The sequence below is a fragment of the Leifsonia sp. NPDC058230 genome (assembly GCF_042882245.1).
Classification (GTDB): domain Bacteria; phylum Actinomycetota; class Actinomycetes; order Actinomycetales; family Microbacteriaceae; genus Leifsonia.
Window position 1 is genome coordinate 695,055 of the sequence record NZ_JBHVWM010000001.1, and the last position, 13,252, is coordinate 708,306.

Annotated in this window: 11 protein-coding genes; 6 read left to right on the forward strand and 5 right to left on the reverse strand. The window is 67.8% G+C overall.

From position 1 onward, the window contains the following. Positions 1-11: 11 nt before the first annotated feature. Positions 12-1,145, reverse strand: coding sequence for an AI-2E family transporter (locus ACFVV0_RS03520; protein ID WP_387058281.1), 1,134 nt, complete (start codon positions 1,143-1,145; stop codon positions 12-14). Between the two features lie 100 nt (positions 1,146-1,245). Next, the gene (locus tag ACFVV0_RS03525) at positions 1,246-1,776 is read right to left on the reverse strand and encodes a potassium channel family protein (protein WP_387058285.1); all 531 of its coding nucleotides are present in this window, start codon (positions 1,774-1,776) and stop codon (positions 1,246-1,248) included. Between the two features lie 211 nt (positions 1,777-1,987). On the opposite strand from ACFVV0_RS03525, the gene ACFVV0_RS03530 reads away from it, so the two are divergent. From ACFVV0_RS03530 to ACFVV0_RS03545, 4 genes are all read left to right on the forward strand, one after another. Beyond that, a complete protein-coding gene (locus ACFVV0_RS03530; protein WP_387058288.1) occupies positions 1,988-2,797 on the forward strand; it encodes a YhjD/YihY/BrkB family envelope integrity protein in 810 nt (269 codons plus the stop codon). A gap of 19 nt (positions 2,798-2,816) precedes the next feature. Then, positions 2,817-3,323, forward strand: a complete 507-nt coding sequence (locus tag ACFVV0_RS03535) for a hypothetical protein (protein ID WP_387058290.1) — start codon at positions 2,817-2,819, stop codon at positions 3,321-3,323. A gap of 92 nt (positions 3,324-3,415) precedes the next feature. Then, the gene (locus tag ACFVV0_RS03540; protein ID WP_387058293.1) at positions 3,416-4,378 is read left to right on the forward strand and encodes an aldo/keto reductase; all 963 of its coding nucleotides are present in this window, start codon (positions 3,416-3,418) and stop codon (positions 4,376-4,378) included. 38 nt (positions 4,379-4,416) lie between these two features. Continuing rightward, the gene (locus tag ACFVV0_RS03545; RefSeq protein ID WP_387058296.1) at positions 4,417-4,827 is read left to right on the forward strand and encodes an ester cyclase; all 411 of its coding nucleotides are present in this window, start codon (positions 4,417-4,419) and stop codon (positions 4,825-4,827) included. Between the two features lie 31 nt (positions 4,828-4,858). Here the strand turns inward: ACFVV0_RS03545 and ACFVV0_RS03550 are convergent, their stop codons facing one another. Genes ACFVV0_RS03550 through ACFVV0_RS03560 form a run of 3 tightly spaced genes read right to left on the reverse strand, consistent with a single transcriptional unit; the run spans position 4,859 to position 9,620 of the window. Continuing rightward, entirely contained in the window at positions 4,859-6,574 is a 1,716-nt protein-coding gene (locus ACFVV0_RS03550; RefSeq protein WP_387058299.1) for an acyltransferase, read from the reverse strand. A gap of 2 nt (positions 6,575-6,576) precedes the next feature. Then, a complete protein-coding gene (locus ACFVV0_RS03555) occupies positions 6,577-7,680 on the reverse strand; it encodes a substrate-binding domain-containing protein (RefSeq protein ID WP_387058302.1) in 1,104 nt (367 codons plus the stop codon). Further along, the gene (locus ACFVV0_RS03560; RefSeq protein WP_387058305.1) at positions 7,677-9,620 is read right to left on the reverse strand and encodes a heparinase II/III family protein; all 1,944 of its coding nucleotides are present in this window, start codon (positions 9,618-9,620) and stop codon (positions 7,677-7,679) included. The genes ACFVV0_RS03555 and ACFVV0_RS03560 overlap by 4 nt, the downstream gene beginning before the upstream one ends. A 163-nt stretch (positions 9,621-9,783) precedes the next feature. Between ACFVV0_RS03560 and ACFVV0_RS03565 the strand changes: the two genes are divergently transcribed. Further along, complete coding sequence (locus tag ACFVV0_RS03565) at positions 9,784-11,796, forward strand: DUF2264 domain-containing protein (protein WP_387058308.1); 2,013 nt, start codon at positions 9,784-9,786, stop codon at positions 11,794-11,796. After that, positions 11,793-13,097, forward strand: a complete 1,305-nt coding sequence (locus ACFVV0_RS03570; protein ID WP_387058311.1) for an ABC transporter substrate-binding protein — start codon at positions 11,793-11,795, stop codon at positions 13,095-13,097. Before ACFVV0_RS03565 ends, ACFVV0_RS03570 begins: the two co-directional genes overlap by 4 nt. Positions 13,098-13,252 lie beyond the last annotated feature (155 nt).

A 13,252-nucleotide genomic window follows, 5' to 3' on the forward strand; every position in this document is an offset into this window, starting at 1 on the left:
CGCCCGGTCGGTCAGCCTGCCGGCGGCTTCGAGCTGGGCGGCGCCGTGCCCGCGGAGTGGGTTCGACGACGGTCGGCCTTGGCCGAGGCCTCGTTGTCCTTCTCGAGCTTCTCTGTTTCAGCAGTCGGCCCCAGTGCGGGCCGCCACCAATGCAAATCCGGGTTCGCGTCGATCAGGACGGCCTTCGCGAGCAGGGTGAGCGGGATGGCGAGGATCGCGCCGATCGGCCCGATGATGATCGCCCAGAAGAGGACCGAGAAGAAGGTCAGGGTCTGGCCGAGGGACACGGCGTGGCCGACGACCCGGGGCTGGATGATCGACTGGACGACGGCGTTGATGACTCCGTAGATGATGACGATCGCGATGGCTGTCGGCCAGCCGCCGACGAGGAAGCCGAAGATCAGGGGTGGGATGAGGGCGAAGAAGTAGCCGATGTTCGGGATGAAGCTGCAGAGGAACGCGAGCAAGCCCCACAAGAGCGCGGCGGGCACCTGCAAGATCGCCAACGCGATGGTGTTCAGCGCGCCCTGGACGACACCGAGCACGGTGGTGACGACCATGTACCGCCGAACGTTGGACGCATAGTTCCGCAAGGCGACGACGAGGTCGGGTTCGTGGGCGCCGAGCTGGCCGAGCACGGTGCGGGCGTAGACAGCGTCGGCCGCCATCAGGATCATCATGGTCAGGACGATCACCAACCCGCCGACGACGCTGGCGAAGCCGCCGAGCGTCTCCGAGATGGCTGCGACGACATTGCTCGGGTTGATGGTGTGGAGGAAGTTCTGGATCTCGCGCTGCCCGATGCCGATGCTCTTGAGCCATTCGCCGATGTTCGCCCCGATCTCGGCGAACTGCGCCGAGTACGTCGGCAACATCGCGACGAACTGCCCGAAGGCGAGGATGATCGTGAAGGTGAAGCCGGCGAGGAGGCCGAAGACCACCAGGATGACCGAGCCGGTGGCGATCCCACCGGGCACACCACGCTTGAGCAACCCGCTGCGTACCGGATTCGCGCAGATCACGAGTACGAGGGTCAGCAGGGTCGGGGCGAGGATGCCTCGGATGCCGCTGAAGCCGATGGCGGTGATGGTCGCAGCTGCGAGTGCGACCAGGATGATTGTCGCGCGAGGGAATCCTGGACTCATAGTCCTCACGCTAGGGAGGCGGCCGCGTGGTGGCATCATGCTGTTCACGTGATTTGGCTTTGCCGGTCGTCCCAAACGTCACGTAGTCGCCGGAGCCTTCTCAGTCGGCGGAGCGGCCCCGCTTTGCCGCGCCCACGAATACCTGGATTCCTGCGCCGAGGACCAGGAGGTTCAGGATCATCTGGATCATGACGAGGAGTCGCGCCCCTTGACTCGCGGGTGAGATGTCCCCGAAGCCGACCGTGGCGAAGATCGTGATGGTGAAGTACAGCGCGTCGAGGCGGGTCAACGGATGCGCTGTGAAGGTGTCGGGGTCGCTGGCCGCGATCACGACGTATGTGGACGCGAACAGGAGCAGATACAAGGGAGCGGTGATGGCGAGCGCCTCGATCGCCCGGAGCCGCGGGTGGGCCGAGCGGACGATGCGGCTCACCTGCCAGATCGTGACCCCGAGTAGTACGAGCAGCGCGATAGCGAGCGTGACCCACAGCGGAGCAGCGCCGATCCGGTCGAGCGGCACGAGGAAGTAGACGGCGACCAGCACCACAGTCGACGCTGCTGCGCGGAGGAGGCCACGGACGATGATCCGGCGTCGCTGACCCGGCGGCAGTGTAGAAGGAACCTGTGTCATAGTGTCGCTTTCGTCGAGCCCTAACCCACCCCGCAATCTAGGCGGGCCTCAGGCTCGAGTCATCACCTTGATTGCGTGAACACACCGATGGCTGGTACCTCGTATCACCTGTTTGACATGATGCGAGCCTGCCAATCGGACCGGGACACTTGGACGAGGACGAGGACGAGGGCACAGCGTCGCTGCCGCCCAAGCCAGAGGAGGTGTGCTGATGCGGGCCAGCGTGCGATCGGCGGCCGGCCGTTTCGTGGTGCGTTCACTCCGTGATATCCGCAACCTCGAACTGTTCGATCGGGCGATGACCCTCGCTGCTCAGGCGTTCACCTCGATTCTGCCGATCCTCATCGTCGCCGGTTGGTTGCGAGGGAGCCTGAACCCCGAGGCCGATGCGATGTTCGCCGAGAATCTCAGCCTCGACGACCACACCGCAGAACTGGTGCAGCAGTCGATCCCTCAGCACGCCGAAGCGGTGACGCTTTCACCTTTCGTCGGCGCGTTGCTGCTCCTCATCTCAGCGACCGCCTTCGCCCGCGCCCTTGAACGATGCTTCCGTCGGCTCTGGAAGACACCGAAGGCTGCCATCCGCTTCGCTTGGCGCTGGGTCCTCGCGATCGTCGCGATCGTCATCGGGTTCATCCTCGTGGTCGCCACCCGCTACGTCGTGCGTGGCACGACGACACTGTCGGTACTCGAGTTCATCATCGAGGCGACGGTCTGGTGCGTACTGTGGTGGTTCGCGTCCTGGATCGTGATCAACCGCAGCGTCAGCCTTCGGGCGCTCTTACCTGGGTCAATCGTCGCCGGACTCGGATTCGCGGCGGTCGCGACGGTGGGGCGGGTGTATCTCCCGAGAGTCCTCGCGTCGTCCGCCGATCAATTCGGCGTACTCGGAATCGCCTTCTCCTATATAGGGTGGCTGTTCGTCCTGATGTCGGTACTGCTCGCCGCGGTGACCGTCGGCCGGGTCATCCACCTCGCATCGATCGGGATGCTCTGGAGCCGATCAGGCGGATCTTCGTAGCGAATGCGAGGATGTTGGCGTGCGAGCAGGCGAATTGGACGTCGTGAGTGGTCCCGCGTTGGAGTTCCGCCCGGCTGTCGCGACGCTCGGCATCCGTGAGACCGTGCCTTTCAGAACGATGCTCTCCAATCGAGACCGCTTGCTCGCGGAACTGATCGGCTGGCTCGGTGAGCACGGTGTCGAGCCGACGGGGCCCTTCTTCCTTCGCCTCCATGTGGTGAACATGTCTGATCTGATGGAGATCGAGGTCGGCGTCGCGGGTGAGGCTGACGTCACGGACGATCGGGTCGAGGCGGGGGTCCTTCCGGCCGGCAACTACGCCGTGCTGGCGTACCGGGCTAAGTCCCTCGCGGCGAACCGCTACTTGCACCGCTGGGTTCGCGAGCACGCCCTCGAATTGGACTCGCAGCCGCATCCCGGTGGAGAAGCCTTTGCCTCTCGGTGCGAGATCTATCTGACTGATCCTCGCGCGGAGCCACGCAAGACCCGCTGGGTCGTCGAACTCGCGTTCCTCACCCGCCCGTAGCCTGCCAGTCTCGCGGGATCCTTGCTCACTGCCGAGACGTAGCATGAAGAAGTGACTATGACGGCTGAAACGAAGATGGAAGATCGTTGACGATGGAGAAGCGCATTCTGGGTCGGCAGGGGCTGGAGACATCCGCCATCGGCTACGGAGCGATGGGGATCTCGATCGCGTACGGAACCGGTGACCAGAGAGAAGGCGTGGCCGCGATTCAGCGCGCCCACGATCTCGGTGTGACCTTCTTCGACACCGCGGAGATGTATGGCTGGGGCGAGAACGAGAAGATCGTCGGGCGCGCCGTCAAGGGGTTCCGGGACCAGATCGTGATCGCCACGAAGTTCGGCTTCACTCACGACTTCGGTCAGGACAGCCGCCCTGAACACATTCGCGAGGTCGTCGAGAACAGCCTCCAGAACCTTGGAGTGGATCACATCGACGTGCTCTATCAGCACCGTGTCGACCCCACGGTGCCCATCGAGGATGTCGCCGGCACCGTGAAAGAATTCATCGACGCCGGCACGGTCAAATACTTCGGACTGAGCGAAGCCGGACCGGAGACGATCCGCCGCGCTCACGCCGTGCAGCCCGTATCAGTGCTGCAGACCGAGTACTCGCTGTTCGAGCGCGACGTGGAGAGCCTCTTCCCCACCCTCACCGAGCTTGCCATCGGCTTCGTGCCGTATTCGCCGCTCGGCCGCGGTTTCCTCACGGGAACAGCGAAGCCTGCCGACCAGTATGAGGAAGGCGACATGCGCCGCGCCGATCCGCGCTGGCAGCCCGGCAACTTCGAGAAGAATCTCGAGGCGACGCGTCGCCTCACGGAGCTGGCGCAGTCGAAGGGGGCTACCGTGTCCCAGCTCGCCCTCGCCTGGCTTCTCGCTCAAGGGGAACACATCGTGCCGATCCCCGGCACCCGCAGTCCTCAGCGGGTCGAGGAGAACGTCGCAGCCGCCGAACTCGCCCTCACGCCCGATGACCTGCAAACCATCGCGGAGATCCTGCCGGCCGGCGGATTCGGCGCACGCTATGCGGGAGGCCGAACGCCTGTCTGGGAATGAGAGCGCCAGCTTGTGGCGCGTCGAAGGGAGTGACGATCATGTCAACCGAAATCGCCGAAGGCGGACAGGCCACGATCGATGCGATGCAGCGAATGCGCGACGCCTCGTTGCCCGAAGAGGAGCGTTTTACCTCGGACTTCACGGATCACGATCCGGCAGCCGGCCAACCCGTCGGGCCGACCGGGATGGCCTGGTACTGGGAGCAGTTCGGCAAGGCCTTCACCGACATCGATCGCGAGATCATCGAGACGATCGTGACGCCGACCAAATTCATCACGATCATGAACCTGTCGGGCACGCACACGGGTGAATTCCTCGGTCACGCTCCGACGGGAAAGCGGTTCACTGTGCGCAATGTACAAGTGGTCGGCTTCCGTGACGGCAAGATGTCCGACCGCTGGGGGTCGACCAACGAGCTCGGCATCCTTTTGCAGCTCGGTCTCCTCTAGTCAACGAAGAGAACGTCGGGAATAGACCGAACTACTCGCAGACCAGCGGGGCAGGTTCGGGGCGGTGCACGCCGCGCGGGCGGTAGCCGAGCGCTTCGGACACACCCAGGAGGTCGGCGAGATACCAGATCGTCGCAAGCCACATCTCGGTGCCCTGGAGGCCAGGAATGGATGCGGTGAGCGACGGATCATCATTACTGCGGGCGCGGAAGCCGAAGCCCTCCCCGGCGACCCACCGCTCCAGCGCGGCGTCGAGCAGGCGTCGGGCCGTCTGTTCGACCTCGGCGGTGCGGTACCCCGAACCACGGGTCAGCCAGAGCGGGTGCGCGACGTCCAGGATGTTGCAGGCGTCGTGGCGATCCGGTCGGAAGTACCGGACATCCTGAGCGTGCGCGAGTACGGTGTCGACCACCCGCTCAGGGTAGGGAAGCGGAACGGCGAACTGGGCGAATGTTCCGCGGGACGCGCGATAGAACCCGTTGACGAGCTGCAGGCGGCTGCCGTCGGCAGCGATGCGCCCAAACATCCCGGTCGCCGGATCGGCGTGGGTCACGAGCCAGCCGAAGAGGGCCTCACGCAGGCCGGCCGGCTGGGTGTCGCCGCGCCGTCGGCTCCAGAGCAGTGCGGTGCCGAGCGCGTCGGCCCACGCGCCGGCGCGCCACGCCTGCGTCTCCCAGGGGAGCGCGTCGCAGAACGAGGCGAGCTCGCCAGCTGAGGATTCAGTGACGAGGGTGAGCGGATGCGGGAAGCCCGAACCGAGCAGGTCGAGGGCGTAGCCGGCGGAGAGCACGTGGTAGGCCGAGTCGTCGTCGAGCTTCGCCGGATCGGCGAGCGAGCCATCGGGGAGCATGCGGGGGACGCGGCCGGTCGCGGCATCCTGCCATCCGCGCAGTCGCGCGACCTGCTCGTCGGCAGGCAGCTGCGGAGGAGCCATGCCGAGCAGGAGATCGGCGACCTCGATCGCGTCAGCCTGTGCACGCACGGTCGGCGCCGCACCCGGTCGGTCGGTGAAGAGCCGGCGATCCGCATCCCAGCAACGGTCGAGGATGCCGACACCCTGCGCGCGGGCCAGGTCCGCGAACGCGGCGAGGCGCGAGCCCAGATCCTCGGACCCGGGAGCTGCATCGGCCGGCGGCACGCGCCACCGGATGTGCTTCGCGGGATTCCCACCGACGATGGCACCTGCAGGCACGTCTTTCGTGACGACCGCACCGGCGGCGAGCACGGAGCGGTCGCCGACCGTGACGCCGTCCAGGATCACGACGTGCGAACCGACCCAGACGTCGTGGCCGACCCGGATGCCCTTGGTCGTGAGCGGCTGCCGGAACACGGGGACGTTCGGATCGCTCATGCTGTGGTTGAAGCCGAGGATCGACGAGTGCGCACCGATCCGGACCCCGTCGCCGAGCTCGACCCGTCCCCGGACGACGGTGTACGGGTTGATGCTGCAGTCGGCACCTGTGCGGAGCGACCCCGTCAGGTAAGCCCCCGCGGCGATGTACGTCCGATCGCCGAGCCGCAACTCGTCATTGTCCAGTGCTGCGAGTTCGGAGACGAAGCATCCCTCGCCGAGCTCGTGGCCCGGGCGCGCGCTGAGCCGACGCTGCGCCTCCCGCTGGCGCTCCTGCGCGGATTCGTCCGCTTCGGTCCAGAAGCTCCAGGGCGAGTAGTCGAGCGGGTCCACGAAATCGCGCGGCAGGGGCGGATGCGGTGAGCTGTTGCCGCTGCCGCTGCCGCTGCCGCTCACGCTCACGCTCCGCCGACCGGTGCTGTCGAGGCGCGTACTTTGAGCGCCGGGCTGATCGTCACGCGGTGGACGGGTCGGGCGGGGTCCTCGATGCGACGCAGCAGAAGGTCGACGGCGGCGGCTCCGAGGGCTTCGCGGGGCGGCCGCACGGCGGTCAGCGGGGGCGTGAAGACGGCTGCGACCTCGTCGTCGTACGCGATGATCGACAGGTCGTCGGGCACCGAGAGGCCGCGGGCGACCGCCTGGTCGGCGAACGCCATCGCCTCGGGGTCGGGGTGCACCAGCAGTGCGGTGGTGCCGCGCTCGATCGCGGTGTCCAAGGCCGCGTCGACGGCCGCGGAGAACTCGGGGCTGCTGCGGTCGGGCAGGAACGACTCGAAGTGCTGCATCGGGGTGAGGCCGAGCTCGGCGCACGCGACGTCCCAGCCTCGGGTGATCTTGCGCGACGTAGGCGAATCCCGCGAGATCACGAGGCCGACGGTCCGGTGGCCGAGACTCGCCAGGTGATGGGCTGCGAGTATCGCGCCCATCGCGTGATCGGTGGTGACCGATTCGACCGGTTCGTTCCCGGGTTGGACGACGCCTTCACGTTCGACGAGCACGCTGGGCACCTCGCAGTCGGCGAGCCACTGGATGACGTCCTGCGTATGCGGCGTGTCGCTGTTGGGTGCGACGAGCAGCCCGTCGACGCCCTCCTGGGTCACGAAGCGCTCGAGGATCGGTCGCTCGTCCTGCAGCGTGTAGGACGCGGCGCGGACGAGCAGTTCCACTCCACGTCGGCGCGCCTCCTGCTCCATGCCGCGCACGATTCCCGGCCAGTAGTAGTTCAGAGCGGGTACGAGTACCGCGAGTTTGCGACCCGTGACCGAGATCGACGACGCCGGCGGTTCCTCGGTGTCGACGACGGGAGGGATCGCGCCGCCGTGGATGCGGACGAGCAGGCCCTCAGCCTCCATCTGCGCCAGGTCTCGGCGCAGGGTGACGGGTGTGACGCCGAGTTCTTCGATGAGCTGCGAGCTGCGTACGACGCCGCGACGGTCCAGCTCCGAGAGCACGTGCGCGCGGCGCGCCGGGGCGAGCATGGAGTGTGAGCCGTGGTCAATCATCGATCTTCCTCAAGGGTCGGTACCTCTAGTTCTACCGTCGTGGACACGCTGCGCCTATCTGTGACGATGAGCTCGAGACGCGTGAGTCGCGCACCCCAGACGGAGGTCAGGAGAGGATCGTCGAGGTCGCGTGTCGTCGTGCGAGCGGCGATCCCGGCTGGCCAGCGCACGACCACTGGCCGCGCGCCTTCGAGGGGGACGACGTGCGCTGATGCCGGGCCCAGCCGGACGTCTCCGGCGAGCAGCATCCGCACGCTCGTCTCCGGTTCCGGCGTGCCGCCGGTCCACGGGTCGAGCTCCCACGCATCGTCCACGACGACCCGCGCCACCGGTCCGCGTTCGAGACGGATGCTACGGCGCCAGGCGTGCAGGCCCGGGAGGTCGTAGGCGCCGGCCAGGTCGAGGGACAGCCCGCCGTCCTCTCGGCGCACGTCCCCAGCGGCGAACCCGGCACCGGGGGACTGTGCGATTCCTCGCACCTCCGGCACCGAGTGCCAGGAGCTCTGCATCGTCCAGATGTCGTAGCGATGCGGGCCGAACGTCTGCGCGGTGTAGGTCGGGCGCCCGGCATCGACGACGACGGGCACTCCGTCGACCGCCACGATGAACGAGCCGACGTCGTTGTGATTGTGGGACTCGCCGTTGTGGCCGCCCTTGGCGGCGAGGGTCAATCCCCGGGCACTGCCCGCCCGTTCCCGGACGACGGCGAGCTCGACCGACGGCAGCCACACGTCGCCGGGGAGCGGCGGCTCGGCGGCCGCGGCGGCCACCAATTCCGCGTCGGTGATGGCGAGCAGCAGCCGGCCGAGTCCCTGCTCCTCCGTCGCGACGGGGGTGCCGGATATCCGATGGGATGCGGCGAACGCCTCGGCGTCCGCATCGCCGAAGCGGCGCGCGGCACGGTGCAGAGCCGACCACGGCAGCCCCGCCGGCGGCTTGGCGCGCCCGTCGGCGACGTTGACGAACCAGTCGTCGCCGAGTTGCATCGAGTGGGGGTAGGCGACGGTGGCGCGCAGCGCCGGGATGTCGGCGGTATAGGCATCCGCCTCTCCCTCCGTTGCGTACGCGAGGAGTTCGAGCGCCTCCAGGGCCCGCAGTGCGCCCTCCCACCAATAGCCGTAGCCCTCGTCGATCGCGCCGTCGACCGGGAGCACCGCCACGAAGCGGTCCAGATCCTCGACGGCCGTCGCGACGACGCGCGAGCGCAGTTCCGCGTCGTCGGGCTCGTCGAGCAGCCGCAGTGCGGCCACGAGGATGTTGGCGTGGATCCACGCGTTCCAATTGATGGGCGTGCGCTCGTGGCCGGCCCACCACCAGTCGCGACGGTTCACGAACGGGTCGAAGACGCGGTGGCGCGCTTCGTGGCGGATGCGTGTGCGCAGCCCTGGGTACCGCTCGTCGAGCGCACCGCCCAGCACATGATCGGTCCAGGCGAGCTGCGCGACGACCTCGCCGGCGCCGAGATCGATGAAGGGGTCGTCGGCGACCGGAACCATTGATCCGTGCCGGGCGAACGCATCATCGTGCGCCGGCCAGCACCATGAGCTCTGCTCGCAGAGCAGCGTGACGCCGTCGGCGACATCGTCGATCGCTGTCTCATCGAGCGTCACGGCGGCGGTGACGACAGCTCGGCTGAGTCGCCGCTGCCGTTCGAACGCGGCGTCCTCCCAGGTGGACCGGTCGCCGTCGCGATGAAAGCGGGCTCCGTCGCTCGCGAGCGGCTGCGGCCACGGGGTCCCGTGCTCCGCTCGCGAGGCGGCGAGGATGCGGTCGACCGTGGCATGATCCGCAGCAATGGCCGCCCAAGCGGCGCGGTCCTCCGCGGGCGCCACAGGAAGCGCACGATCCGAGGGAACGAGGAGGCCCGACAGGTCGGACACCGAGAAGGCATCAGCGAGCGGACCGCGGAATGCGCGTGCCGGTGAGGCGTATGAGATCACCGCGGACCTCCTCTCTGAGGTGTCGTGACACCTGTCGTAGCTCAATGATCGATAATGATCGTAACACGTCATAATCCTGTTGCGCTGATCGTTTTCGCTTGCTAATCTCCCAAAGTGATCACGGTTGCCGTGGTCCCGCCCCAGCCAATTCGAAGGAGAATCCGTGAGCACAGCTGCCCTCGCCACCCTCACGGACTGGACCCGCGAGCAGTGGACAGCGCACGCGGATCGCCTTCTGGCCGGCGCGCAACGGTGGGCCTCTCCGGGCAACGGACGCATCACGCCTCCCGGCGCCGAGGGCGGCTACGGCCGCGCGGTCGACGGACTCGAGGGGTTCGCGCGCACCTTCCTCCTCGCGGGCTTCCGCATTGCTGGCGAGCGCGGCGAGGGACTCGACGACCTCATCGACTTCTACGCGAAGGGCATCGCCACGGGTGTGAACGCGGACGCTCCCGACCGCTGGGTGCGCCCCGAGGAGCACCCGCAGGCAAAGGTCGAAGCCGCATCCCTCGCGGTGATCCTCGACATGACCCGTCCCTGGATCTGGGAGCGGCTCGACGCCCTCACGCAGGAGCGCGTCATCCAGTACTTCTCCGCCATCGTCGGCGACACCACCTACCCCCGCAGCAACTGGCTCTGGTTCCGGGTCGTCGTGGAGACCTTCCTCCGCTCGGTGGGGGGTCCGTGGTCCGCGCAGGACATCGCCGACGACCTGGGCCAGCACGACTCCTATGTGCGCGCCGACGGCTGGATCGCAGACGGCGACGGGCGTTCCTTCGATCACTACACCGGCTGGGCGCTGCACCTGTATCCGATCCTGTGGTCGCGCATGCAGGGGGCAGCCGACCTCTCAGGCGGACGTACGGCCCAAGATGTTGCGGCCCTCGACCGCTATCTCACGGACGCCGTGGCCCTCATCGGTGCAGACGGATCGCCGCTCATCCAGGGCCGCAGCCTCATCTACCGCTTCGCGGCCGCCGCTCCGTTCTGGGCCGGCGTCCTGGCCGACGTGCCGTCGACGTCGGCGGGCCGACTCCGCCATGCCGCAAACCTCGCCGTGGCGCACTTCGACCACGCCGGTGCTCCGGATGACCAGGACCTCCTCACGATGGGCTGGCACCGCGACTGGCGCCGACTCGCGCAGTCGTACTCCGGCCCTGCATCCCCGTACTGGGCGACGAAGGGGATGCTCGGCATCTCCCTACCCGCCGACCATCCGGTGTGGTCGGCCCCGACGGAGCCGCTTCCAGTTGAAGCGCGCGACGACGTGCGCGTCATCCGAGCGGCGGGCTGGCTCGTCTCCGGCACGCAGGCCGACGGCATCGTCCGCGTCGTGAACCACGGCACCGATCACTCGATGCCGGGCTCCTCGGTCGGCGATTCGCCCCTCTACACCCGCCTCGGCTACAGCACGGCGACCGCGCCGTTGCACGACGGCCGCGCCTGGCGTGAGCCGCTCGAGCAGTCGGTCGTCCTCGTGGACGACCGCGACCGCGCATCGCACCGCGCGGGCATGGAGTTCGTCGACGCGCGGCTCGACGGCGATGTCGCGGTCGGCGCATCCGTCGCCGATGCCCACTGGATCGATCCGGCGGAGGTGCAGATCCACCACGGATCCGGCATCACCGGCGCCACGACCCCGGCCGGGCGCATCCTCACGGTGTCGCTCGTACGCGGTCCTTGGGAGGTCCGCCTCGTCCACGTCGACGGCGTCGATTCCCGCGCGCGCACCCTGCGCATCGGCGGATGGCCTCTCGCCTCCGACACGGGCGTGGCAGTCTCCGCCGACGCATCCCTCGCCCGGGTCGCCGTCGCGCGAGGCGAAGGCGAACTCGAGAGCAGCGTGCGGCTCATCGTCGGCTCAGGAACGGCGGCAATCGTCGAGCGGAGCGACGCGAGCCCGCTCGGCTCCGCCGCATCCGTCCCGGTCATCGAACAGGATGCGGCCGCACTCGACGAGTGGACCGTCGTCCTCCTCACCCTCGACGCCGCCAAGGCCGGTGCACCCGAGCACGCCGCGGTCGCCTTCGAGGACGGCCAGGTCGCGGTGACCTGGCCGGACGGTGGGATCACCGCGCACGACCTCGCGCTCTTCCGATCCGAAACCCCACGGATCGGTAGTCCATACCCGGTATCTCACGACCGGGACCATTGCAAAGGAGCAGCACTCACATGAAACGCAAGTATGCAGCCGCGGCGGCCGTCACCATCGTCGCCACGCTGTCGCTCGCGGCCTGCAGCAGCGGCACATCGCCGGCACCCGCGGCCTCGTCCGACAACAAGCCCGTCACCATCTCGGTGTCGGGATGGAGCCTCGGGACGACGCCGGAGTTCCAGGTCCTCGCAGACGGTTTCCACACGGAGCACCCCAACGTCACTGTCCAGCTCAAGGACTACGACGCCGCGCAGTACGCGACGTTGCTGACCGCCGACCTCGCCGCGGGCACCGCCCCCGACGTCCTGGCGATCAAGCAGGTCACCGACATGGTGACCTTCGCCTCGGGCGGCCAGCTGGTCGACGTATCCGACGTCAAACTCACCGACGGCGTCAAGGGCGCCAGCTCGTACAAGTTCGACGGCAAGCAGTACGCCATCCCCTACCGCCTCGACGGCAACGTCCTGTTCTACAACAAGGATCTCTTCAAGGCCGCGGGCGTCGACGCTCCCGACGGCTCGTGGACGTGGGACGACTACACCGCCGCAGCCGAGAAGCTGAAGACCGGCCTCAAGTCAGCCGGCAGCTCGGCGCTCCCCGCCTACCTGCACACCTGGAACTCGCAGGTGCAGGGCTTCGCGACCGCGCAGATGCCGAAGGCCGACATGCTCTCGGGCGACTACTCGTACATGAAGTCGTACTACGACCAGGCGCTGAAGATGCAGGACGAGGGTCTGCAGCTGTCCTTCGCCACCGCGTCGGCCAACAAGACGACCTACCAGGCCGAGTTCGGCAAGCAGCAGGCGGCCATGGAGCTCATGGGCTCGTGGTACGTGGCAACGCTCCTCGCTCAGCAGAAGAGCGGCGACGCCGACACCTTCCAGTGGGGCATGGCCCCGGTGCCCCAGCGCAACTCGTCGACCGCCGGCACGGACAAGACGCCGGTAACCTTCGGCGACCCGACCGGCTTCGCGATCAACGTCAAGGCCGACGGCGCCAAGTTGACCGCCGCGAAGCAATTCCTCGCCTACGTCGAGAGTGAGAAGGCCGCTGAGTCGCTCGCCCAGATCGGCATCTCCCCGGCGCTCGTGACGGACGCGGTCACGAACAGCTTCTTCAGCCAGGAGGGCGTCCCGACCGACTCGCTTTCGAAGTTCGCGTGGGGCAGCCAGAAGATCGCGCCGCAGAACCCGCCGTCGCCGAAGACCCCCATCGCATCGACAGCGCTCACCGCGGCGCACAGCGCGATCATGACCGGCTCGACCCCGGTCGACAAGGGCCTCAACGACGCAGGCGCCCAGTTCAAGAACCAGGCCGGCTGACCTGACATCGAGGGTGGGGCGCGACCCCCCGGCGCGCCCCCCCCCCCCCCACACACATACCCCAATGGAATGGCGAACAAATACCGCGATAGCCACACACGACGACACGTCACCAACCCCCCCCCACCCCCGGCGCACGTACCCACCTATATCTT